This window comes from Paenibacillus sepulcri, from assembly GCF_042647105.1.
GTDB lineage: Bacteria > Bacillota > Bacilli > Paenibacillales > Paenibacillaceae > Paenibacillus_Z > Paenibacillus_Z sepulcri.
Genome location: NZ_JBHRUP010000001.1, coordinates 4,497,967 through 4,522,500, shown reverse-complemented (window position 1 = coordinate 4,522,500; position 24,534 = coordinate 4,497,967). Strand labels below are relative to the sequence as shown.

15 protein-coding genes (1 of these 15 only partly in view) are annotated in these 24,534 nt (G+C 52.3%); 3 read left to right on the top strand and 12 right to left on the bottom strand.

The annotated features are described in order from the left end of the window. The 7 genes from ligA to ACFOLF_RS19925 all read right to left on the bottom strand — a co-directional run. Positions 1-2,031, bottom strand: the 5' portion of a protein-coding gene (gene ligA / locus ACFOLF_RS19955; protein WP_379114477.1) for an NAD-dependent DNA ligase LigA. The gene continues 15 nt to the left of window position 1, outside the view; only the first 2,031 of its 2,046 coding nucleotides appear in the window; the start codon lies at positions 2,029-2,031; the stop codon falls past the left edge of the window. Positions 2,032-2,412: 381 nt separating this feature from the next. Then, positions 2,413-4,758 carry a DNA helicase PcrA gene (gene pcrA, locus ACFOLF_RS19950; protein ID WP_210038952.1) on the bottom strand — a complete coding sequence of 782 codons (2,346 nt, stop codon included), beginning with the start codon at positions 4,756-4,758 and terminating at the stop codon, positions 2,413-2,415. A 359-nt stretch (positions 4,759-5,117) separates the two neighbouring features. Further along, complete coding sequence (locus ACFOLF_RS19945; protein WP_210038953.1) at positions 5,118-5,828, bottom strand: heptaprenylglyceryl phosphate synthase; 711 nt, start codon at positions 5,826-5,828, stop codon at positions 5,118-5,120. Between the two features lie 20 nt (positions 5,829-5,848). Then, on the bottom strand, positions 5,849-6,214 hold the full coding sequence (locus tag ACFOLF_RS19940; protein ID WP_210038954.1) for an STAS domain-containing protein: 366 nt from the start codon (positions 6,212-6,214) through the stop codon (positions 5,849-5,851). Positions 6,215-6,247: 33 nt separating this feature from the next. Then, positions 6,248-8,392, bottom strand: a complete 2,145-nt coding sequence (locus tag ACFOLF_RS19935) for an ATP-binding SpoIIE family protein phosphatase (RefSeq protein WP_210038955.1) — start codon at positions 8,390-8,392, stop codon at positions 6,248-6,250. After that, positions 8,383-10,218, bottom strand: a complete 1,836-nt coding sequence (locus tag ACFOLF_RS19930; RefSeq protein ID WP_210038956.1) for an AfsR/SARP family transcriptional regulator — start codon at positions 10,216-10,218, stop codon at positions 8,383-8,385. Before ACFOLF_RS19930 ends, ACFOLF_RS19935 begins: the two co-directional genes overlap by 10 nt. Before the next feature lie 199 nt (positions 10,219-10,417). Beyond that, positions 10,418-12,991 carry a U32 family peptidase gene (locus tag ACFOLF_RS19925; RefSeq protein WP_210038957.1) on the bottom strand — a complete coding sequence of 858 codons (2,574 nt, stop codon included), beginning with the start codon at positions 12,989-12,991 and terminating at the stop codon, positions 10,418-10,420. A 270-nt stretch (positions 12,992-13,261) separates the two neighbouring features. On the opposite strand from ACFOLF_RS19925, the gene ACFOLF_RS19920 reads away from it, so the two are divergent. Next, positions 13,262-14,230 (top strand): sugar phosphate isomerase/epimerase family protein, encoded by a 969-nt coding sequence (locus ACFOLF_RS19920; RefSeq protein WP_210038958.1) that lies wholly within the window; start codon positions 13,262-13,264, stop codon positions 14,228-14,230. Positions 14,231-14,419: 189 nt separating this feature from the next. Here the strand turns inward: ACFOLF_RS19920 and ACFOLF_RS19915 are convergent, their stop codons facing one another. Continuing rightward, complete coding sequence (locus ACFOLF_RS19915; protein ID WP_210038959.1) at positions 14,420-16,273, bottom strand: S-layer homology domain-containing protein; 1,854 nt, start codon at positions 16,271-16,273, stop codon at positions 14,420-14,422. A gap of 244 nt (positions 16,274-16,517) precedes the next feature. Then, positions 16,518-17,441: a hypothetical protein gene (locus ACFOLF_RS19910; RefSeq protein ID WP_210038960.1), complete on the bottom strand. Its 924-nt coding sequence runs from the start codon at positions 17,439-17,441 to the stop codon at positions 16,518-16,520. A 201-nt stretch (positions 17,442-17,642) separates the two neighbouring features. On the opposite strand from ACFOLF_RS19910, the gene ACFOLF_RS19905 reads away from it, so the two are divergent. Further along, the gene (locus ACFOLF_RS19905) at positions 17,643-18,344 is read left to right on the top strand and encodes a response regulator (protein WP_379114474.1); all 702 of its coding nucleotides are present in this window, start codon (positions 17,643-17,645) and stop codon (positions 18,342-18,344) included. A gap of 103 nt (positions 18,345-18,447) precedes the next feature. Continuing rightward, entirely contained in the window at positions 18,448-18,591 is a 144-nt protein-coding gene (locus tag ACFOLF_RS19900; RefSeq protein WP_210038961.1) for a hypothetical protein, read from the top strand. 306 nt (positions 18,592-18,897) lie between these two features. On the opposite strand, the gene ACFOLF_RS19895 is transcribed toward ACFOLF_RS19900, so the two are convergent. The 3 genes from ACFOLF_RS19895 to uvrB form a co-directional block, all read right to left on the bottom strand. Next, positions 18,898-19,125 carry a hypothetical protein gene (locus tag ACFOLF_RS19895; protein WP_210038962.1) on the bottom strand — a complete coding sequence of 76 codons (228 nt, stop codon included), beginning with the start codon at positions 19,123-19,125 and terminating at the stop codon, positions 18,898-18,900. A 387-nt stretch (positions 19,126-19,512) separates the two neighbouring features. Next, positions 19,513-22,398, bottom strand: coding sequence for an excinuclease ABC subunit UvrA (uvrA, locus tag ACFOLF_RS19890; RefSeq protein WP_210038963.1), 2,886 nt, complete (start codon positions 22,396-22,398; stop codon positions 19,513-19,515). 58 nt (positions 22,399-22,456) lie between these two features. Then, on the bottom strand, positions 22,457-24,457 hold the full coding sequence (gene uvrB, locus ACFOLF_RS19885) for an excinuclease ABC subunit UvrB (RefSeq protein ID WP_210038964.1): 2,001 nt from the start codon (positions 24,455-24,457) through the stop codon (positions 22,457-22,459). Between the last annotated feature and the right edge of the window lie 77 nt (positions 24,458-24,534).

Below are 24,534 nucleotides of genomic sequence, written 5' to 3'. Positions count from 1 at the left end.
CCTGGCAAACTCATCCTCATCTTCGATAACGGTCACACCCAATTCACGGGCTTTGGTCAGCTTGCTCCCCGCACTCTCACCGGCAATAACGTAGTCCGTCTTCTTGGAGACGCTGCCGCTCACCTTCGCGCCGCAAGCTTCCAGCTTTCTGGCCGCTTCGTCCCTGGTCATGGACGTCAAGGTTCCGGTCAAGACAACGGTCTTGCCGTTGAAAATACTATCAGTCCGGATCGGGGCGGCATGCTCGGCTTCTGCTTTTACACCCAACTCCAGCATGCGCTCTATGCTCATAATCGAAACAGGATCGCGGAAGTAATTGTAAATGCTCTCGGCTACAATCCCTCCGACATCCGGCAGAGCTATTAACTCTTCTATTGAGGCATTCCGGATAGCTTCCAGACTGCCAAGGCTGTCAGCCAGCATCTTGGTCGTCGCCTTACCCGTATTGGGAATTCCAAGCGCGAATAGGAAAGCGGCAAGATCACGCTCCTTGGATTTCTCCAGGGCGGCAATCAGATTATTCGCTTTTCTTTCGCCAAACCGTTCGAGACCGATCAAGTTATCATACGTTAACGTATATAAGTCAGAAGGATCACGGACACCGCATTCTTCAAACAGCTGTTCCGCGGTCATTACGCTGAATGACTCAATATCCATGGCATCGCGCGATGAGAAATGAGTGATCCGTCCAATCGTTTGCGGCCTGCAGTTCAGCTTATTCAGGCAAAAAAGATGAGCGCCGCGAAGCTCAAGCTTTGTGCCGCAGGATGGGCATTCGGAAGGGATCGTAATTTCCTCCCCGGGCTCTTCATCCACTTTGCCGAGAATCTCGGGAATGACATCGTTGGAGCGGCGAATGAAAACATGGGTGCCCAATGCAAATTTAAGATTTTTACGTTCAATATCGCCCGCATTGTTCAGCGTGCAGTTCTGCACGGTGACTCCGGCCAGTTCAACCGGCTCCACACGCGCAACCGGGGTGATTTTCCCAGTACGCCCGACTTCCCAGGAGACCGACTCCAGCCGCGTCGTCGTTTCCTCGGACTCGAACTTGTACGCAACGGCCCACCGGGGGAATTTGTCCGTATAGCCCAGTACCTGGCGGGTCCGCATATCCGTCAGCTTCACGACAGCACCATCGATCAGATAATCGAGCTCAGCACGCTTAAGAGCAATCCTCTCCAGCTCCTCCTGAACCTCTTCGATGGAATCGAAATAAGCCGAATACGAATTGACTTTGAAGCGGTTCTCCTTCAGAAAATCCAGCATTTCACGATGATTATCGAAGGCCACACCTTCCGCATAACCCACATTGTAGAAAAAGGCGCTCAGCTTGCGTTCAGCCGTCAGTCGCGGATTCTGGTTGCGCAGAGCTCCCGCCGCGGCATTGCGTGCATTTTTGAGAGGCTCAGCCGCCGTTTGATTGTAGGTATGCAGGACAGACAGATTCATAATCCCTTCACCCTGGACCTCTATAACCCCATCCTTGAACGGGATCGTAAGGGGAATGGATTTGATCGTTTTCACCTGGGCCAGAATGCCCTCTCCGGTAACGCCATTCCCCCTTGTCGCCGCCTGAACAAGCCTGCCTTGATCATAGGTAAGATTAAGGGTAAGACCGTCAAACTTCTGTTCGATGACGTAGGTTGGATCAGGAAGCGGCGCCACATCAGGGTTCTTGGCATTGTAGTCGGCGATTGACTTGCATACACGATTATTCCATGTGACCAACGCATCCTGGTCCTGCGCTTTGTCAAGACTCCACAACCTCGAGAGATGACGATGCGGTAAAAATCCTTTAAGAATATCCCCGCCTACACGCAGAGTAGGCGAATCGGGCAGCACATGAAGAGTTGTCTGCTCCAATGAAACCAGTTCGTAATAGAGCGCGTCATAATCTTTATCACTGATGGTTGAATTATCCAGTGTGTAATAGTGGTAATTGTGCTGCTCAATTAGGTCAATCAGCTCCCGCATACGTGCCAGCTGCTGCGGCTCGATGCTGTTTTCCGGCTGGATTGGGGTGGTCATCGGACGAATCTTCCTCTCTACACGTCTTATCCTTCTATAAACCAGCATAAGCCAACAGGCTTTATAACATACCCTTAACCCGCTTCTGCTCGCAGGATCAGCATCGGCACGGGGACAGCGCACCCCAGCTAGCGGCTTGATTAAGTGAAAAGCTGTTCTTAGACATCAGCTGCGCCGACTTGTCTTGTAAGCAGAGTAGGCGAATCGGGCAGCACATGAAGAGCTGTCTGCTCTAATGAAACCAGTTCATAATAGAGCGCGTCATAATATTTATCACTGAATGAGGAGGCAGCCTTAATATATAGCTCTTAAAGGGATACGAGTGTCACTAAAGGTTCATGGCGCAGCGCCTGAATGATAGTTCTTCCGCATCATGCAAGCCTATACTTTCGTAATGGGAGCGAAGCTGGCCAGCAGCTTCTTAAGCCCGACCGGGGCCGGAAAAGCAATCTGCAGTTCCTTGTCGTTGCCGCTGCCGCGGACGGCGACCACCGTCCCGACGCCCCACTTGGCATGCGAAACCTTGTCGCCTGCCGCGAAATCGCGTGCCGCTTCCCCGCTGGCCGCTGCCGCGCCGCCCGCCGCGCGGGCTGCATCAAGCGGCGTGCTGACCCTTACGCCGCCTGCGCCGGCCGCAGGCCCGCCTTGCGCCGCCTGCCGGCCCGCAGCTCCGCCGCGAAAGCCAAACCCGGCCGCGCTGCCGCCTGCGGCTCCGCCATAGCGGCTGCCCCCGCCGGTACCGGCGCCGGCCTGCCGCCCGCCGTAGGAGGATGAGGCGACCGCCTTCACCTCGCCGGGCACTTCCTCAAGGAAGCGCGAGGGCGGGTTCGCGCTGGTTCGCCCAAACAGCGTTCGCATCCGCGCACAGGTAAGGTAAAGCCGCTCCTCCGCCCGGGTAATGCCTACATACGCGAGGCGGCGTTCTTCCTCCAGCTCGTCATTGTCCATTAGTGTACGGCTGTGAGGAAAGACGCCTTCCTCCATCCCGATAATAAAAACAACCGGGAACTCCAAGCCTTTGGCACTATGCATGGTCATTAACACTATCGCATCCTTGACTCCGCCATCGGGCTCTTCCTTGTTCATGGAATCAATGTCCGCGATAAGAGCCAGATCTGTCAGGAAGGATACCAGCGATTTGTCCTCGTTGCGTTTCTCGAAATCCTGGGTTACGGACAGGAACTCGTCGATATTCTCCAGACGCGCCTTGGACTCCAGTGTATTCTCACGCTCAAGCTCATCGCGATATCCGCTCAGTTCCAGCACCTTCTCGGTTAACTCCGTCACGGACAAATACTCGACCATGCGCGTCACGTTGTCGATAACATTGCGGAATTCCTTCAGTGCGCCGCGCGCCCGGCCGGTGATATCCAGCCAGTCCAACTGCTCCAGGAGGGCGAATATGGAGATTCCCTTCTCCCCCGCCTGCTCCGATAGTCTGGCGACGGTTGTATCGCCGATCCCCCGCTTCGGTACGTTGACGATCCGCGCGAAGCTGATGTCATCGTCGGGATTGGAGATCAGCCGCAGATAAGCAAGCAGATCCTTGATCTCTTTTCGGTCGTAGAAGCGAATGCCTCCCACGATCTGATAAGGGATATCGGATTTGATCAGCGTTTCCTCTATAACCCGTGACTGGGCGTTGGCCCGGTACAAAATGGCATGATCGGCAAACTTGCGCCCCGCCGATACATTCTTGCGGATTTCCGAAGTGATGAAATAGCCTTCTTCATGCTCCGAATCCGCCTGGTAGACCGTAATCGATTCTCCCTCTCCCCGGTCTGTCCAAAGCTTCTTGGGCTTGCGGCTGCTGTTCTGCTTGATGACGGCGTTCGCCGCATTCAGAATATTGGCCGAAGAGCGGTAATTCTGCTCCAACAAAATCGTTTTCGCTTCCGGATAATCGCCTTCAAAATTCAAAATATTGGTGATATCCGCGCCTCTCCAGCGATAAATCGACTGGTCGCTGTCACCGACAACACATATATTGTGATGCTTGTCGGCGAGCATTTTACACAGCATATATTGGGCCCGGTTCGTATCCTGATATTCGTCCACATGGATATAGCGGAACTTGTTCTGATAAAAATTCAGGACATCCGGCTCATCGGTGAACAGTTTGATCGTCATCATAATCAGGTCATCGAAATCCAGAGAGTTGTTGCTCTTCAGCCGCTTCTGGTACGACTTATATACTTTCGCGACGATCCCGTCGAAATAATCACCGATTTTGTTCTCAAACCGCTCCGGCGTAATCAGTTCATTCTTCGCTCCGCCGATTGCGGCCTGTACGCTCTTGGGCTCAAATTTCTTGATATCAATATTGAGATCCTTCATGCAGTTGCGGATAACAGAGAGCTGATCGGCCGAATCCAGGATAGAGAAGCTGGAGGAAAACCCGATCCGGCTGATATCTCTGCGCAGGATGCGGACGCACATGGAGTGAAAGGTCGAGACCCAGATATCCTGTCCGCTCAGCCCTACCAGCGCCGACACCCGCTGCTGCATCTCTCTTGCCGCTTTATTCGTGAATGTGATGGCCAAAATACTCCATGGCGCTACACGCTTCTTCTCAATTAAATAGGCAATCCGGTGCGTCAGCACACGGGTCTTGCCGCTGCCTGCGCCGGCCATAATGAGCAGAGGGCCATCCGTTGCCTGCACAGCCTGCTGCTGCGGGGGATTCAATTTTTGAACCGCAGCGTCGATTCCAATATGATTTAGCATAGAGTTAAACAAGCTCCTTTCAGCTTGTCGGGAAACCCGATTCATTATGATTGCATGTAGGGATGAAATGATCTGTGTTCGCATTTGTTCGCCTATCTTCAGGATAGACAACACAGGGGACAGTGTCAATCGTAATCCTTTTCCTGAAGGATTTTTTTAGGTACAAAAAGCCCTGCTTCGCAAAAAGCAAATTTCCTTCGGCAAGAAGAAACGGCTGTGCCGTCCTTTTGGCGGTAAAGTAAGTTTCTTCCCTTAGAAATATAAGCAAAGTATGGAGGAATTTTATACTTTCTTATATTTAAATGAAAACGGCTTTCGTAGGCGAACTTACGAACCTGATTCGCTTACGAAAACCGTTTTTATCCCAACTTCACTTCCACACCGCGTACAGCTTCCACTGTCTGCAATGCCTGCTCCAGGTTCTCGTATACCGCATTGCCGACAACAACCGTATGGGCTGCCTCTGCCGCCTGCCGCGCCTTCTCCGCAGTATCGATGCCGCCGCCATAAAATAATTGCGCACCCTGCAGCAGCCCGCGTACCCGTCCAACCAAAGCAATGTCCCCAAACATCCCGCTGTATTCCAAGTAAACCACCGGAAGATGCAACAGCCGGTCCGCCATATAAATATGGGCTTCCACATCCTCGATGCTCAGCTCTGTACTTGCTTCAGTGAGTTTGGCCGCTGTCGCTTGACTGTTCAAGATCAAATATCCCTGTGCGCTCGTCTCTTTCCAGGGAATAAAGGCACCGAATTTGCGCAGCGCCTGCACTTGACGTCCCATCATCCATTCCGCATTCGGCGTATTCAGCACCAAAGGTATGAAATAATGGTCGAATCCCGCTACAACCGCATCCTCGTCCGAAACTTCCAGCGCGCACGGCACCTCATACCGTCTGATCCGTGATAGAAGCTCCACTGTATTGTCATAAGTAACGCCTGTTGATCCGCCAACAATAATGCCGTCCGTTCCTGACAGACAAATTGCGTCAAGGGCTTCATCCGTCAGGCTCCGGTCCGGATCCAGCTTGAATATATGTCTCCACGTGCTGTAAATTGCCGCTTGCATGGTTTTCCTACCCCCAACTTCTACAATTCCAATGCTTCGATCCGCTGGATGACGGCAAATTCATTGGGATAGAGCATGAGGTATTCGGTCAACCCCACCATCCGGAACAGTTTCTCATAATGGGGAGTCACTCCCCAGGCAAATGTATGAACGCCAACCTTGTGGCCCATTCTGGCGAGCCGGATGAGAACAGCCATGCCTCCGCTGTTTATATAGGTCACCTGCGTCAAATCAAGCGCCATGAAACGAATGCTTTTGCCAAGCTCCACCTCATTCTCCATTCCGGATAACAAACCATTCTCTGCGGATTTGGTCAATTCGCCGCTTAGCTTCAGCACGATGCCGTTGGGAAATTCCCGGATCTCCATCTTAAAGGGTTGTTCCATCGCTTTTGCCGCCTCCTTCCCAATTTAGTATGTTTAGAACGGTTTGATTTTTCTCAAGAAATAAAGCTCTGTATAAAATCCGCGTTCATCGCGGCCCGTTGCCCAGTAATCCGCCAGCGAATCTATGATAACCAGTCCCCATCCCCTGGGATCGTCGGACTCGCGTTTCTTGGTCATTTCTTCTTCTTCCTTGGAAGCCCGTGGAAAATAGCCGCCGCCTTCATCATATATTTTGCAAACCGCCAGGCGGCTGCCGATCTGGGCAAGCACCGTCACATTCGTGGAGGGATGAAGTTTGTTGCCGTGCTCGATCGCATTAATCATGGCTTCGGCCATGGCGCTTTGCACATCCTCGCGAATTTTCGATTCCGGCCAGCTTTCCTCAATCCATTCGCCCAGCTCCAGGGCAACCGCCCTTTCCTCGCCCAGCCGGCTGGATATCGACCACTCCCGGGACATGAACTGGTTTTGGATAAACTGCGCGGCGTCGCCGCGTTCTGATGCCACCACATCCAGCTGGGAGAGAGCGCTTCTGTAAGGTCCGGCAAGCTCCAGAATCACAACGGTCCGGTCGTCGCTGCCTGCGCCGCATCTTTGGTCCATCCGCTTGAGCCAGCTGTCTACGAGCCGCACAATATCCTCATTTGCTTTCCAGGTGGACAGCTCCGCTTCGAGTCCTTCGAAGCTGTACATTTGTCCTTCCTCATCCACAGCCTCAATCAATCCGTCCGTATAAAGCACAAACCGGTCGCCGGGGTGCAGCTGCAGTGAAATTTCCTCATATGCCGCTTCGGCATCGAATCCGATCGGCAGCGAGCTGCAATCCACGGCGCGGACGCCTCCATCCGCTTTAACAATATAAGGAGAAAGATGCCCTGCACTGGCATATTGAACCGTATCCGCCGTCAGATCGATGACCCCGACCCCAATGGAAACCGAACCTTCGTTGCCCATGGCCTCACAGATTTGGCGGTTCATCCGCTGAAGAACCTTGGCCGGATTTCCGTTTCGCCGGATTTCCGCCCGGAACAGCAGCAGCAGGGCTGACATCAGCAGAGCTGCCGGCATGCCTTTTCCCGAAACATCCCCGATCATGACGGCGAAGCGGCCGGGACTGAGCGACACCACATCAAAAAAATCACCGCCCACTTCCCGGTAGGGCTGACAGCGCGCCGCAATCCGATAGGACCCTATCGTCAGATCCCCGGGCGGCAGCAGCTTCTGTTGTACATTATACGCAAGCTTAAGCTCACGCTCCAGTGACTCGTATTCCCGGTCGATCCGGCTCTGCAATTCATTAAAGGCCACAGCGAGCTCACCGGCTTCATCATGAGAGATGACCGGCATCTTGCCGCTCAACTGCTTGCGCCCACCGACCAGCCCCCTGATATTGCGGACAAGCCCGCGCAGCTCTCGTCTGAATTGCAGCGTCACATAGTAAAACAAGGCAAGCCCCATGACGAAATAAAACAAGGCAATCTGACCGAATTTGATCGTGTATTCCGGATCATGCGAGGCTTCGGCCATAACGGCAAGTTGAAACAAATTCAGCAGGGCCACCAGAAATGTGCTGGCGAAGGTGAAAAGGAGCGGATGCGCAATCGATGCCCGGCCGGCGAAGCTCCCAGGCCAAGGCTGGAGCTGCAAAATAATAGGACGCAGCAGCCACCGGACCGATGTGAAAATAAGAATGGCAACCGTAATCGCCAAGCTTACCTCGCCGGCAATCACACCGATAACGGAAAGCCAATCGATCTGCTCCCAGCCGTGAACCACGCCCGTACGTATCAGAAGAATCCCGTGATAGATGATCAGCACGATCATGCCGGAAACGGCCAGACCAAGCAGCAGCTCGTACGGGAGACGAAACAGCCGCTCAAGCGCGCTGCGGGTGCGCTGCTCCGAATTAGGGCCGCCCATTGCCAGAAAAACCGGCCCAAGGCGCCAATTCGAAACAGCGGCCAAGGCGAGAGCGCCCGCAATAATTCCCAGCAGCGTCGCCGGCAGAGTAACAGGCAGCAGATCGTGTATGGAGCGGTTGAAAATGAAAATGTTCTCCGCATGCAAAATCAGCATGCCCGCCAGCAGCGAAAAAAAATAAACCAGCAGCAGACGCTTAATGAGCTTCCGCCCGGGGAGTATCGATAATGGAGAGGAGGATATCGGGTTCATCTCCATAGCAAACGTTTAATCTCCTCAACCGGCTCTGTACCCAACTCCTCCATGCACATTCTCTCCAGACGCTTGTACCATCCGACGGCTTCCGATCTGCGGCCTTTATCCAGAAAATGAAGGATAATCGTCTCATATGCCTCTTCCTGCTCAGGACGCAGGGCAATCCATTCACCCAGACACTGCTCCACCATCATATCGTCCTGCATGTCCGAATAGTAGATAGCCAGCCGCTTGAGCATAATCGTCTGTCTATCCATCATCTGATCGCGCACCCGATCAAGCCATTCTGCGCCTGGAAGCTCTGTGCCCAGCTGCCCGTATAACGGAAGAGCCTCTTCGTACAAGCGGCAGGCCGCTTCCCGGTCGTCCACCCAAAGCTGGTCGCCAACCCGGGACAAGGTCATAAAGGTTTCGGCATCCACCTGGTCCACCATATGCTCATCCACGGCAATCAGCCCCCGTTTGGCATAAACAGGATCCACGGATATTCCCATATCCTTCAGGGATTGCCTCAAATCATGGAGAGTGACATACAGCTGATTGGATCTTTTGGCCGGGTCACCTTCTCCAAACACACGGTCGATGACCTGCTCCCGGTTCGCCTTATAACCGGGCTGGAGCAGCAAATAAACAAGCAGCTCGCCTGCCTTGCGCCGCTTCCATACAGGCTCGGCAACAGACCCGTTCTGCAGGGAAGTGAAGCTGATTCCATCGATCAATTTGACCCGCCATCGCGGTGGAGCCAAGGGGAAATCATCATCCGCCTCTTGGATTGCTCCCAGGGATGCATTCGATTTTCCGTCACGACCGGCCGGGTCAGGAGTAATCGGCTGCTGATTGGCATCGGCATCCGGGTCAACTGCCGCCGTACCGGTGGACAAAGACTTCATCTCCAGCAGGGAAGACCCAAGGTGAGCCGCTGCCCTTAATGTTGCGGGAGTTGCCACCAGCTGATGCAATCGCTCCACCGTCTCAAGCGCAACAGCTGCAGACTCTGCCTCTCCCTTCGTAATCGACTGGCTGGCTCTGGCCGCAGCCGCATAAATCTGAATTTCGATATCATCGTCAAACAACGATTCCGGGTTGGGGTCTGCCGCTCCCATAAGCACAGCCCTGCAGAGGTAAGCATATCTGGCGGGCAGCTGCTTGATAAGTGAATCTGAAGCCGTCTGGTCTTTCAGAATTTGGTATAATGCTTCGCTGTAGGGCTGCTCTGCCATGTTACGGTTCAGCCAATGCATCCACAAGTTCCATTCGGGCTCCGCAACCGACTGATTATTAAAGAGCAGGCGGTCCAGCAGGACAAAACCCGCCCACACAGGCTTGCCTTCCTGCCGAAAGCGCTCGGCCGACGCCAGGAAAAGGGCTTCGGGGACGGAGTGGTTCTTCTCCAGGTTTTCGCTTTCGTTAGCTTCTGCCCTCGCGATTGCCCAAGGCACGAAACCGCTGCATGCCTCGGGTGTGCGCGCCCATTCCTGGCGGAGAAGTTCTATTAACGGACGTGATTCCTGGACGTCGCCCACCTGCTCATAGAGGAGTGCCAGCATACCCAGCATCGCCAGCATCGAGGCTTCGTCCGCCTGTGCGGCGAAGCCCTTCAAAGCCATTTCCAGCAGCTGCTGCGTCTCGACAAGCCGCCCGTGAAGCAGTCCATCCTCGCACTCCGCCCGCAGCAGCAGCGGCGACTTCAGACGAATGTCTTGTGGAATTTCAGCCAACTGCTCCATGGAGAGGGTTCTTCCATCGAGCAGTACCTGCTCCATATTCAGTGTTTTACTTAACCAAGCATCGTTATGCAGCAGTGGTTTATCGTTTTGTCCATTATGCATCCTCGCCACATTCACCTTTACCTGCCAAGCATTTCACTAAAATCGCCCTGAAAAGCTTGCAGAATAGAGTTAATTAATGCTACTATTCGCCCTGTTTCACGAAATTCCTTCCCTGCCATAAGCGTTTTGCAGGCAGGCTGAAGCGGCATGAAGAGGGGAAGAGGGAGACTCCGGTTGCAGTCTCCCTCTTCCTCTTTCTTTATTTTACCAATTGTCCGCGTGTGACTCCCAGCTGATTGGTCGCTTTCAAGCTGCGCCATACGCGGGTACCGCTGATCCGTCCGGCAATGGCGTCGCTGTAGAGATCGATAACTTCATGCACCTTCTCAGCTGTTTCTTCCAGAAATTCAACGCGGAAGGAGGATACGCCCAGATCCATGAACTGCCCTACATATTCGGCGCCCGACTGTTCAATGGCATTATAGACGGTATTCCGACAGCCTTCATCCACACGGACCGGATGCGACATGCCGATCCGGTCCTGCAGGGAAACGCGCTTCTCTTCGCAGGGACGGCCGCAGTTGGTGAAATCGGTCCCTTCGCTAAGGAAGGTGCAGTACACACAGTGCTCGGTATGGAACATCGGCAAATGCTGATGAATGACAACCTCCAGCTTCGAGGTGTCAGAGCTGCCCAGCAGATCAAACATTTGCTGAACGTTCAAGTCATAAGACGGCGTAACCAGACTGCAGCCCGCATCGGTGAAAAGCGAGGCTGCCTTATGGTTCGCGATATTAAGCGAAAAATCCCCGATTAATTGGGGGAATGGCTCTCCCGGCCGCTCGGCTCGCGCCTTCAAATAGTAATAAAGCGCTCCTGTATTCCGCACAAGCACAGCATCCGGCTGCAGTTTCAAAATATTCGCATGGTAGCCGTTCTCACCAGGCATATGGATACGCGGAGTCGCGAGCGCGATCGGCATGCCGGCGCTTCGCGCCAGTTCAATGGCGGCGGGGAACTGCTTGATGAATTCGAAGTCGGCATAAACCATGCCGACCTGCGAACGCACCGCCGCCTCTACTTGAGGCAGGCTGCGGCACAGCGCCGTCAGCCTGGCCGCTTCAGAGCGGGGCGCCGCTGCTGCCCGTGGCGCGGCCTGCGGCGTCGATATGCCGCTGCCCGGCGACTTCATCAACGGACTGGCGGTTGATCCCGCCGAATCCGCGTACACCTCAACCGTCCGTTTTACATAGACGGGAGGTTTGGGTCTCTCACCCGCAAGCTGCTCCACCGCTTCGCGGCGCATGCGGTTCAGCTCCCGAATAGGCACGATCAAATCGCCCATAAGCTCCGCTTCCAGCGATTCAAGCTGATACACCGTGCCTCCAAGACGGCCCAGCTGCTCTTCCAGCAGCGCTTGGTCCATGGGGCGTTTCTGCGCCAGCTCCAGCGGCAGCTCGGATACAACCTCTACAGTTGTACCCTTCTGTACATCCGTCCACCAGGTATGCAGGGGCTGATCCAGCTGCCCTCGGACCGAGATATGAAGCGGGAACACCCGATACGGCTTCTCCGTTTCGAATGAAGCGCGCAGCCGCTTATCCAAGGCCGGATCACTTGTTTTCCAGACACGGTCACCGACATGAACTCGGTGCAGATCAACGTCGCTGCGTCCCGGCACAATATCCAGCAGAATGCCTTCCTGGGCTTCGCCCTCCAGCTTCACGCCCTGCCGGCGGATATCATAGACGCGTCCGCCCTCTTCCTTCTTGGTCGGATCTCCGGCGTCGAAGACAATGCCGTCGCCGCGTTTGAGCGGAGCCTCCAGGCGGCAGACAACGCCGTCGCGAAGCACCCGTTCAACCCGGCCCAGATAAACGCCGCGGCTCTTGGGGAATGTGCCTTCGACCAGCTGCTTGTTGTTCGTTCCGCTCAAGAAGCCGTGGGTAAAGCCGCGGGAGAAGCTTTGCTGCAGCTCTCTGACTTCTTCCCTGGAAGGAGCCGAGCGGTCGCCGTCGAAATAACGGTCAATCGCCTTGCGGTATTTGCTCACCACGTTCGCCACGTATTCCGGAGTTTTGAGCCGGCCTTCGATTTTGAACGATGTGACGCCCGCTTCAATCAGCTCCGGCATGATATCGATAGCGGCCAGGTCCTTGGGCGAAAGCAGATAGGTCACATCCCCCATCGGCTTGTGCACGCCGTCAACCATCAGATCGTAAGGCAAGCGGCACGCTTGCGCGCACTCACCGCGGTTCGCCGAGCGTCCGCCCCACATTTCGGAGGTCAGGCATTGACCGGAATAGGAGACACATAGCGCGCCATGAACGAAAACTTCCATGGGAAGCTTGGCCTGCTGACCAATCGTCTTGATCTGCTTCAGATTGTTCTCCCGCCCCAGCACGACCCGTTCAATGTCGAACGGCTTGGTGAATTCGACCGCCTCCGGCGAAGTAATCGTCATCTGGGTTGACCCATGGATCGGAAAATCCGGGGAAATCTCCCGGATCAGCTTGACCAGTCCCAGATCCTGCACGATCACGGCATCCACACCCGCGTCGATACAAGCCCCGATCAGACGTTTGGCATCTTCCAGTTCATTCTCAAACACCAATATATTAAAGGTTAAGAAGCCCTTCACACCATAGCTGTGAAGAAAAGCCATGATTTCCGGGAGTTCCTCCGTCAAAAAGTTGTTTGCCCGCGCCCGCGCGTTGAATTTCTCAACACCAAAAAACACGGCATCCGCTCCATTGGCCACCGCCGCGCGCATACAATCCCAATCGCCCGCCGGTGCAAGCAGCTCAACGTCTTGCCTGTTCAATGTTACCATCTTTCCTTCTCGCCATCCTATCTGTTCGTTCCTATTTCTATAAGTGTACCAGAGCAGACAAGATGATTCCACCAGCAACTCATGCAAGTGTTACCAGCATTTCGTCTGCAGAGCGCCTTCTGCTGCTGGAGTGAGCGCTTTCAACTATTGGCCCTCTTTTTATGTCATTTTGCTATTGCCTCTTCAGGCCCTTATACTTCATTAATGGCACATGTTATAATAATGTCATTCACAAGCTGTCCAATACGATTGGGAGGTATCTGAAAACTTATGAAACTTGGTGTATTTTCTGTATTATTTGCGCAAAAAACATTTGAAGAGTCTCTCGATTACATTGCATCCAAAGGGTTGGATGCCATCGAAATCGGTACAGGCGGATATCCGGGCAACGCCCACTGCGATCCCGCTGAGCTCTTGGCCGATGAAAGCAAGCTCAAAGCGTTCAAGGATGCCATCGACGCACGCGGCCTGACGATCAGCGCATTCAGCTGCCACGGAAATCCGCTGCATCCGCAAAAAGCGATTGCCAGCGAGCATGATGCTGCGATCCGCAACTCCATTAAACTGGCCTCGAAGCTTGGCGTAACGGTTGTCAACACATTCTCCGGCTGCCCGGGCGACCATGAGGATGCCAAATATCCGAACTGGCCTGTTGCGCCTTGGCCAAATGACTATCAGGATATTTTGAAATGGCAGTGGGAAGAGAAGGTCATTCCTTACTGGTCCGAAATCGCCAAGCTTGCTACCGAGCATAATGTGAAAATCGGTCTTGAGCTGCATGGCGGCTTCTCTGTCCATACCCCTGCTACGCTGCTTCGTCTACGTGAAGCTGCCGGTGACGCAATCGGCGCCAATCTTGATCCAAGCCATATGTGGTGGCAGGGTATCGATCCTGTACAGGCTGTACATATTCTGGGCCGTGCCGGAGCGATCCACCATTTCCACGCCAAGGACACTTCAATTGATCCAATCAATGTCAACAGCCATGGTGTAACCGATATGCAGTCCTATACGTTAATGCTTGACCGCGCATGGCAGTTCCGTACCGTCGGCTATGGCCACGATATGAAAACCTGGGCTGACATCATCAGCGCTCTTCGTCTTGTCGGTTATGATTATGTAGTAAGCATCGAGCATGAAGACGGCCTGATGTCCGTTGATGAAGGCTTTACCAAAGCGGTCGAAAATCTGCAGCAAATCCTCATTCGCGAGCCTGTTGGCGATATGTGGTGGGTGTAGTTCCTTTAAGAAAAATATTAAAACTCCAGTCCCGCTTTTATTAGGCGGCGCTGGAGTTTTTTTCTGAGACTGCGGACGCATTCACTGCGGTGCTGACACACGTCCTTTTCTAATAGAAGAAGAGCATACAAAGAGAAGGAGAGCATACAAGCCCTATCCTCCGGGGTGGTATGACTGCCGATTTGACCCTTATTCCTTCACGAAAGACTCGAATATATGCTGTAAAATAATATAGGTCTGCTCATGTGTGAGCCGTCCCTTCGGATCAAAGCTGCCTTTTCCCGTTCCATTCATAAGCTGCAGCTCGACTGCCCGATAGACCTGCCCGCGTGCCCAAAGTGAAATCTGTCCTTCATCGGCGAAAGCCGAAATAGCTCTGTCCTGTTCCGCTCCCGCTGTCCCCTCTACGGATTTATTCAACAGATCGAACAGCCGGATAAGCATTACTGCCGCCTCCTGCCTTGTAATGGTCTGATCTGGAGCAAAGGCATCAGGGGATGTCCCCACGATAATTCCGGCATGAACCGCTTTGGATATATAATCGTCATCAATGTCCTTGAAAGGTGTCGGGGTCGACTCCAAAGGCCTGTCAAGTATGTTCTCGCATAGTTGGGCCGCCATCACGGCAAAACCGTAGCGGCTGATCGGCTCCTGATAAGCCTCATCGAAGAAGCTGCTGATGATTCCGTTGCTCTTCGCTTTCCGGTAATCGCCAAGCGCCCAGGCGCTCACCTGCTTGTTCTTATCAGGATTTACCACATCGACAAAAATCGTCTGCTTATCCTGAAAATATGATTTCAGCACAATGCGCGTCTGCCCGATGCCCTCCGCTTTTATATTCCCCTGCCCATCCACAGCTGCAACCTTGGGATTCTCCGATACAAAGCTGAATGCTCCCTCGGCGGAATCCGTGCCTGCCTTTATCCTTGTCGCCAGCTGGACCTCTTCTCCCTGATTCAGCTTCATTTCCTGGGCTCTAGATTTCACAACCGGCAGCATTTGAAAAAAAGTCGTGTTGAAATTCACTTCGGCTGCCTGGCCGCTTTTGTCATAAATCCCCGTTATGCGGACACTGAATTGATCATTGTCTTCAATCTCGGAAAGCTTGTCCGGTCTGAAAATAATGCAGAACGGAATGCCGAAGCCGCTCGTCTCCACGTTCATGTATTGGCCTTCCTTATCTTTATCCAGCGTCTGAAAGCTCCATGTCTTCTGGTCTTTCGTCCGGGTGAGTGTGACTCGTATCCCGGCCGTTTGCTGATTGTCGTAGATATCGGGATTAAGCGATACCGACCAAGCGTCCCACGGCGCAAATATTTCACGCGGAAAATACCCGGAGGAGGGCCAGCTTACATAATCATAGCTCACTTCCGCCTTCGGGCGATCATGATTAAACGCATACATGGACGCGTAGGGGTATAAATGCTCGCTGTTTAACGGTACGAATCCAAACATCGTTTTCTTCATGGCCGGATTCAAAATCCAGCGGCGATGTCCGATTCTGTCAATATTGCTCGTATCGCTGTCGGACATATAACCCAGAACATTGCTGTACAATGTCGGATCCCCGGCGTATAAATTACTGGAGCCTGCACCTTTGTAGCCGAGATTGAACATCTCCTCCTCCATATCCGGAGGTCTTGTCGGTGTATGTGTCAGCTTATCGTTGACGGCATTGACCAGTGCCGTTGTCTGCTGCTGCAGCTGCAGGCTCCAGTCTGGTTGAATGTCATCCGGGAGGCCGGCCAAGTATCTCACAAAATTAACGGCTTTGATTCCATCCAATATGTAACCGGATTCAAGTTTGCCTGCCGCATAAGGCGATGTCAGCGCAGGCTGCATTTCATAAATTTCGGATGTGTTCATATAGTCGAAACCGATGGCCATTGGCTTGTATTGGTTCCATTTTTGCATAATATCCTGTTTGGTTCGCTGCTGAGAGCTCTCCTGCACATTATTGCCGTTCACGGCTGCTGCTCCGGCAGCACTTATAATAACGGTCATTAACAGTCCAAGGAAAAATATTTTGGATTTCCACGTCATCGCGTACTCAACTCTCCTTAAGTAAACGGCTATTTATAGAGAACGTTCACAAGTGCACACATCCACATTTTCCTATTATATCGTATATGCGATGCTGTCCACCATATTGGGCTTGCCATCTGCCGGAAATATACGCGGTGATGATAAATAGAAAAATTGCCTGATGCATGGGGCATCAGGCGTGCGTGATTGTTTATTTTGAGCTGCGATCCGATCCTTCTCTGCTGCGAGCTTGGTTCGAATATTAACTGAACAGTTTGCGGGAAATACCAACGAAAAGATCCGGTATGATCGCGCGGGTTTTTATCGTGAAAAGACCGCCGATGGTTTTGGTTTCCACCACAGGATAGCGCAGCTTCTCGAAGGTCATTGTTACTTTGCTGTTTGTGCTCGTTTCAAGCTGGCTGATCAGCATGCCCATTTCCTTTTGAATTCTGTCGATAATTTGTTTGTTCAGCGAAGGCATCATATTATGAATTCCCTGCTTGAATTGTTTCGCTATTTCATCCTTGCTTACGAAAAGCCCGACGATGAAATCCGGCCCGGGAAGATCAATATCGATATTATCCACCTTTTCGCTGATAAAAGTGTTCAGATCCGGTCCTGTAAATGGACTTAAGTAAAGGTCAGCTTTGAGTGTCGCCCCTTGATCTTTACCCACGATGCCGATAGAACCGTCGTTGATGAATGCCGAAAGGCTATCCAGGCCCATTTTTTGCTGTACTCCTGTGGTCATGGCGCTAATTTGCGCTTGCGTAAAGCTCTGCTGCGTTGTGCCGTCCACCCGCATTACATAAATATCCTGGACTTTGGAATTGATCTGATTGAATTGGAAGGTCTGTGAGCGGTACACCGGAGCGTAGATCGGAATGTTGAATGGCGGGATTTTCATGATCGTATGTGTTGCCAACAGGTAACCCTTAATGGTTTTGGGATAGGCATCGGGTACAGCAATATTGAATGAGCCGGCTGCATCCGTTTTTGTTTGAAAGGAAAAGCCCGGTATGAAACTATTCGCAAATCCTGCGGGAAAGTCGGTTCCCAAAAATATCTGAGCATCCGCCATAGGTTTGTACGATGCCGGGTTCGGGTGCGCAGGATTCGTTGAGTAGCTGGAGATAAACAACGTCACATTTGTAACCTCGTGCAGTTTACCAATCACATTCATTATTCATTCCTCCCCAAATTGGCTGATCCGATCCTTATCATAATCCAATGGCCCGGGTGGAAATATACTCAGAATAGTGATGATTGACAGATGAAACAAGAATCTTGTAAGGGTGAAAAACTTAAGCTATAGTGAATGGAATACAGGGATAAAACAACAGAATTACTAAGGATTTACGGTGTAATCAGGTTGGATGGGGGGATGATGATGACCCGGATTAGAACGTTCATATGCGAGGACGATGAGTTATTTTGCCAGATGCTGACGGACTACATTAACCGAGAGTCCGATATGGAAGTGATTGGAACCACATCCCATAAGCAGCAGCTGCTTAACGAGGTTCGCAATTCGAGTATGGACGTGCTTTTACTGGATTTGAATTTGACGGAAAAGAATTTTGACGGCATAGAAGCCGCCATAGAAATTAAAGCGATGCAACCCGGACTGCAGATTATCGTGTTATCCTCCTTCGACAGTGAGGAAGTGATGACTCATGCTCTCGCTTATGCCCGCGTCAACAATTACATCACCAAAGAGCATTTTCGGGATATTCCCGATGCAATTCGGGCCGCTTACACGGGTAGACCAAATCTGCATTATTCTTCGGCAGGGAAATTATTGAACAGATTCATTGTCTCCCGGCATGACGAGCTTAAACAAATGCTGACTCCTGTTCAAATCGATATTTTAAGGAAGCTTGACCAGGGATATTCCCGAAATGAGGTAGCGGAAGCTCTATTTTATACACGGCAATCCATCAATAACGAGCTGTACAAGGCGCAGAAGATTATAAAAGGCAAATTTCCTTATCTGGAATGGCTGCGGCTGAAAAAACATAACACCCGGCATCTGATCGAGCTTTCCAAACAGCTGGGCCTCCTGGAACAGGACAAACGAAATTAGCATACTCAAAAACTTGAGTATATCGGCATTGTTTAATTCTGTTGTAAGCTAGCTTTCGAAGTGCCGCTCCACGGCAAAACAAAGCCTCATGAAAGGATGACGTATGATGAAACGGAAACTGCTTGTTTTTCTGATTATTCCTCTAGCCGCACTCGCATTCATGTTTACCTTCAACCCGCAGCCGGATCCCCCTGGGCTAACTTATACTTCCTTCAATCCGCAGCCGGACCCGCCAGGATTTATCTGAAGGGAATGGATTACAGACCTGTAGAGACCAACACCGCAATAAGGGGTTGGTCTCTTTTTCTGTAACTAGGCCATTGCCGGAGCCGGGCCGATGCACAGCTTCAAACAGAGCGGCAGGAAGCCGCCCCTACAGCATTATTGCAGGCATCGCATGAAAAAGCGGCTTCGCCGTCCTCTTGCGGCAAAAAATTTTGTGGATGTGACATCGTATACAATACTCATTTAAAAAAGCCGCTGTAGTCTTGTCATGCAAGACTTCAACGGCTTGTTATGTGGGCATGCGGATCTTATTGTCAGCGTCGATGACCTAAGCTAACCATACTTTGAATATCATGACATAATCAGCAAAAAGGAACACTAGCGTCGAAAGCGCTGTAAATCCGATAGCAAAAATGTTTTTCTTCGAACGGGCTTTCCACAGACGAACCAGCCCAATCAGCAAAACAATCGTGAACACCAGCATCATAATATCGAAGGGATCGAACTTTTTGATGGTGCTTGCAGTTGCGGCAGCCTCGGCAGCAAGATGAAACATGGGTGAACCTCCTTCATTTTCGCACATAGCCTATATTAGTTTATGTTAGCCTGAGCGGGCCTTTGTTGCAAGTCCGAAATGCGAATCGTAACAAGTTTGTCACCATTTGCATAAAAAATCAGAAAGCATACGTTCATAGCTGCCATTTTCCAACCGGTGAAGGAAAAAACAATCTTTGCAGCTGTCACTTTTTTGAACTGTTATTTCCACTATTGGCCCCGTACCTATAAAATGTCCATCTCTGCCAGCATCTATAACAAGACGCAAGCAAAATATCCATGATCCGGGCATCCAACATGTAACACTAACCGGGCTTTCATTGAAAAGCCCCCAAACGATCAGGCTCGTTTGGAGGTTTAGATTACATGCAGATGGCTGCCCAGGCGGTTAATCTGCCATGCCGGCCGCCACGCTGCCTTCGGAGCTTTGCTGTTCAATTGTACGCTGGCGATCCCTCTCAAGGATGGGTTTCAGGTAGTGGCCGGTGTAAGAGCCTTTCACCTTGACTACAGCCTCCGGCGAACCGGTTGCTACGATCGTTCCGCCGCCGCTGCCACCTTCCGGACCAAGATCAATCAGATAATCCGCCGTCTTAATGACATCCAGATTGTGTTCAATTACAAGCACGGATTCGCCGGAGTCCACTAGCCTGTGCAGTACGATAAGCAGCCGGTCAATATCATCCACATGAAGGCCGGTAGTAGGCTCATCGAGAATATACAGCGTCTTCCCTGTACTGCGGCGGTACAGCTCCGCTGCCAGCTTCACACGCTGTGCTTCGCCTCCGGACAGTGTCGTGGCAGGTTGTCCAAGGTCCATATAGCCGAGGCCGACATCCAGCAGCGTCTGGAGCTTGCGGTGGATTTTCGGAATGTTTTTGAAAAACTCGCAGGAATCCTCGATCGTTAATTTCAGCACTTCCGCAATGCTTTTTCCTTTGTATTTCACTTCCAGCGTTTCGCGGTTGTAGCGTTTACCCTTGCAAATCTCACAAGGAACATAGACATCCGGCAGGAAATGCATCTCGATCTTGATAATGCCGTCTCCGCGGCAGGCTTCGCAGCGCCCGCCCTTAACATTGAAGCTGAAACGCCCCTTCTTATAGCCGCGCACCTTCGATTCGGTCGTCGAGGCATAAACATCGCGAATGTCATCGAATACGCCGGTATAGGTCGCCGGATTGGATCTAGGCGTACGCCCGATGGGAGATTGGTCGATATCGATAACCTTCTCTATATGCTCGAGACCCCGGATTTCCTTGTGCTGGCCAGGACGTGTCTTGGCTTTGTTCAGATCACGGGCAAGTGTTTTATAGAGAATTTCATTAATCAGCGTCGATTTGCCCGATCCCGATACCCCGGTTACGGCGGAGAAGACACCCAGAGGAATTTTGACATTGACCCCTCTCAGGTTATTCTCTTTGGCGCCGCGGATTTCCAGCCACTTGTCACTGGTCTCGCGTCTCGACATGGGGACAGGGATAAATTTGCGACCACTGAGATAGGCGCCGGTAAGTGAATTCTCGTCGTCCATGACCTCCTGAGGCGTGCCCATGGACACAACCTTGCCGCCGTGGATGCCCGCGCCAGGCCCGATATCGATAATATAATCGGAGGCGAGCATAGTATCCTCGTCATGCTCGACCACAATAAGCGTATTGCCAAGATTACGCATATGCTCCAGCGTTTTGATCAGCTTGTCGTTATCCCGCTGATGCAATCCGATACTCGGCTCATCCAGGATGTAGAGCACACCCATCAGGCTAGAGCCAATCTGCGTCGCCAGCCGGATCCGCTGGGCTTCTCCGCCTGAGAGGGAGCCTGCCGCCCGGCTGAGCGTCAGGTATTCCAGTCCCACATTAACCAGAAAGCCCAGCCGGCTGTTGATTTCTCTTAATATGAGATGGGCGATCGTCCTGTCCTTCTCATTGAGGTTGAGCGAATCGAAGAAGCGCTGCGCCTCGCCGATGGATAAAGAGGTGACGTGGGCGATGTTCTCACTGTCGATAGTGACAGCCAGACTCTCTTTGCGAAGCCGCTTGCCTTTGCAGCTGCCGCAGGGCTTCGCGCTCATGTATTGCTCGATATGCTCCCGGATGCCGTCGGAACCGGTCTCCCGGTACCGGCGCTCCAGATTATTGACAATCCCTTCAAAAGGGACAAAAGCTTCCTTGGCATGGCCGAAGTCATTTTGATAACGGAAGCGGACTTTCTCGCCGCCTGTTCCATATAACAGCTTCTTCATCTGCTCAGCCGTCAGCTCGCTTACCGGAATATCCCGCTTAATTCCATAGTGCTGACAGACCGAATCAAGAAACTGGGGATAATAATTGGAGGTGCTTCCCGCCCATGCCTCGAATGCGCCATCGGCAATCGATTTGTGCGGATGCGGGACAAGCAGATCCGGATCCACGATCATCTTGGCGCCGAGTCCGTCACATTCCGGGCAGGCGCCATAAGGACTGTTGAAGGAAAACATCCGCGGCGCCAATTCATCAATGCTGAACCCGCAAATCGGGCAAGCCAGGTTGGAGCTGAAGAGCAGCTCTTCCTTCTCCATCACATCCACTATCACCTGGCCGTCCGAAAGTTTGAGGGCCGTCTCCAGTGAATCGGCAAGACGGGTATGAACGTCTTCCTTCACCACAATCCGGTCCACGACAACCTCGATGCTGTGCTTCTTGTTCTTCTCGAGTTCGATCTTCTCGCTGAGCTCGCGCAGCTCGCCATTGACCCGAACCCGTACGAAGCCCTGCTTCTGAACATCGGCGAGCAGCTTGGTATGCTCCCCTTTACGGCCGGAAATAAGCGGTGCCAGGATCTGGAGCCTCGTCCGTTCCGGATATTCCATTATTCGGTCCACCATCTGCTCGACAGTCTGCGAAGTAATTTGGATTCCGTGATCCGGACAATGAGGCTTGCCTACTCGCGCGAACAAAAGCCGCAGGTAGTCATAGATCTCGGTAACAGTACCAACCGTTGAGCGGGGATTGCGGCTCGTCGTCTTCTGGTCGATTGAAATAGCCGGGGATAACCCCTCGATGGAATCGACATCCGGCTTTTCCATTTGACCAAGGAATTGGCGGGCATAAGCGGACAGCGATTCAACATAGCGGCGCTGTCCCTCGGCGTAGATCGTATCAAAGGCGAGCGATGATTTGCCGGAGCCGCTCAATCCGGTAAGAACGACGAATTTATCGCGGGGAATGGTAACATCGATATTTTTGAGATTATGGGCTCTTGCCCCTTTAATGACGATGGAATCGCTGGCCACTTTATTGCTCCTTCCAAATTGTATGAATTTATTTCTATTATCCAGTTTGCGTATATGCTTATCCCGCTTCCGCTTTAAGCTCCAGCAGGGCATCACGAAGCTCGGCGGCACGCTCGAACTGCAAGCTCTTCGCCGCATCCTTCATCTCTGCCTCCAGACGCTGGATAAGCGACTGGCGGTCCTTCTTGGACATTTTGTTCGCACCGATGCCTGTCAAATAGTCGCTCTTCTCCTCGGCAACCTTCGTTGCCTCGATGACAGCGCGAATCTTCTTTTGAATGGTCAGTGGAGTCACGCCATGTTTCTCGTTATATGCGATCTGGATGGTGCGTCGGCGCTCAGTCTCGCGTATGGCAAGCTCCATGGAATTGGTGATCTTGTCGCCATACAGGATAACCCGACCGTCGGAATTACGCGCCGCCCGTCCGATTGTCTGGATCAGCGAACGCTCCGACCGCAGGAAGCCTTCTTTGTCCGCATCCAATATCGCAACCAGAGATACTTCCGGCAGATCCAGACCTTCCCGAAGAAGGTTGATTCCCACCAGAACATGGAAGGTCCCCATACGCAAATCCCGCAGTATGGCCATCCGCTCCAAAGTCTTGATGTCGGAATGAAGATAACGCACCTTGATGCCTACTTCCTTCAGATAATCAGTCAAATCCTCCGACATCTTCTTGGTCAGAGTCGTCACCAGAACACGCTCATCCTTGGCGATCCGGTCCCGTATCTCTGTCAGCAGATCATCGATCTGTCCTTTGGTCGGACGCACTTCTATAACAGGGTCCAGCAGGCCGGTAGGTCTTATAATCTGCTGCACCATCTCCGGACAAAGCTCCAATTCATAAGGTCCCGGCGTCGCCGAGACAAAGATGGTCTGCCTGCTCTTCTCCTCGAATTCCTCAAACCGCAGCGGCCGGTTGTCCATTGCCGACGGCAGACGGAAGCCATGATTGACCAGCACCTCTTTACGAGCCCTGTCTCCATTATACATCGCCCGGATTTGCGGAATTGTTGCATGCGACTCATCGATGACTATGAGCATATCGTCCGGGAAATAATCCATCAAGGTGTACGGGGTGGCCCCGCGTTCGCGGAATGTCAGCGGACCTGAATAGTTCTCGATGCCTGAGCAGAAGCCCATCTCCTGCATCATTTCCAGATCGTAGCGTGTCCGCTGCTCCAGCCGCTGCGCTTCCAGCAGCTTATCCTGACTGCGAAGCTCGGCCAGCCGCTCTTCCAATTCGGCTTCGATATGAATGAGCGCGATTTTCATTTTCTCCTCGTGGGTAACGAAGTGAGAGGCCGGAAAAATTGCAACATGATCGCGTTCTCCGACAATCTCGCCGGTCAGTACATCGATCTCGGTTATCCGCTCGATCTCGTCTCCGAACAGCTCGACGCGCATTGCCCGCTCATTATTGGCCACCGGGAAAATCTCCACGATATCGCCGCGCACACGGAATGTTCCCCGCACAAAGTTGATATCATTGCGCTGGTATTGAATATCGACAAGCTTATGCAGGATTTGATCCCGCGACTTCTCCATTCCCTTGCGGAGGCTGAGAACCAGACTGCCGTATTCCGTCGGAGAACCCAGACCGTAAATGCACGAAACGCTCGCTACGACAATGACGTCCCGACGCTCAAACAGCGAGCTCGTCGCCGAGTGGCGCAGCTTGTCGATCTCATCGTTAATACTGGAATCCTTCTCGATATACGTATCGGATGACGGGATATACGCTTCCGGCTGGAAATAATCGTAGTAGCTGACGAAATAAGAAACCGCATTATTCGGGAAAAATTCCTGAAACTCGCTGCACAGCTGGGCTGCGAGAGTCTTGTTGTGTGCAATAACAAGCGTCGGCCGGTTAAGCTGCGCAATCGTGTTCGCAATGGTATAGGTTTTCCCCGTGCCCGTTGCTCCCAGCAAGGTCTGGTGCATCTTGCCTTCCTTGATTCCCTCCAAAAGCTGACGGATTGCCTCCGGCTGATCGCCCTGGGGCGTGTATTCCGACTGCAAATCAAACAGTTTCGGCTCCGTTATTTTCTCAACCATGTCTTTATACACCTCAATTCAATGGTATCTATGAAAAAAGACCTATTAAAATGTATGCCCATATTTCCCGATAAAAT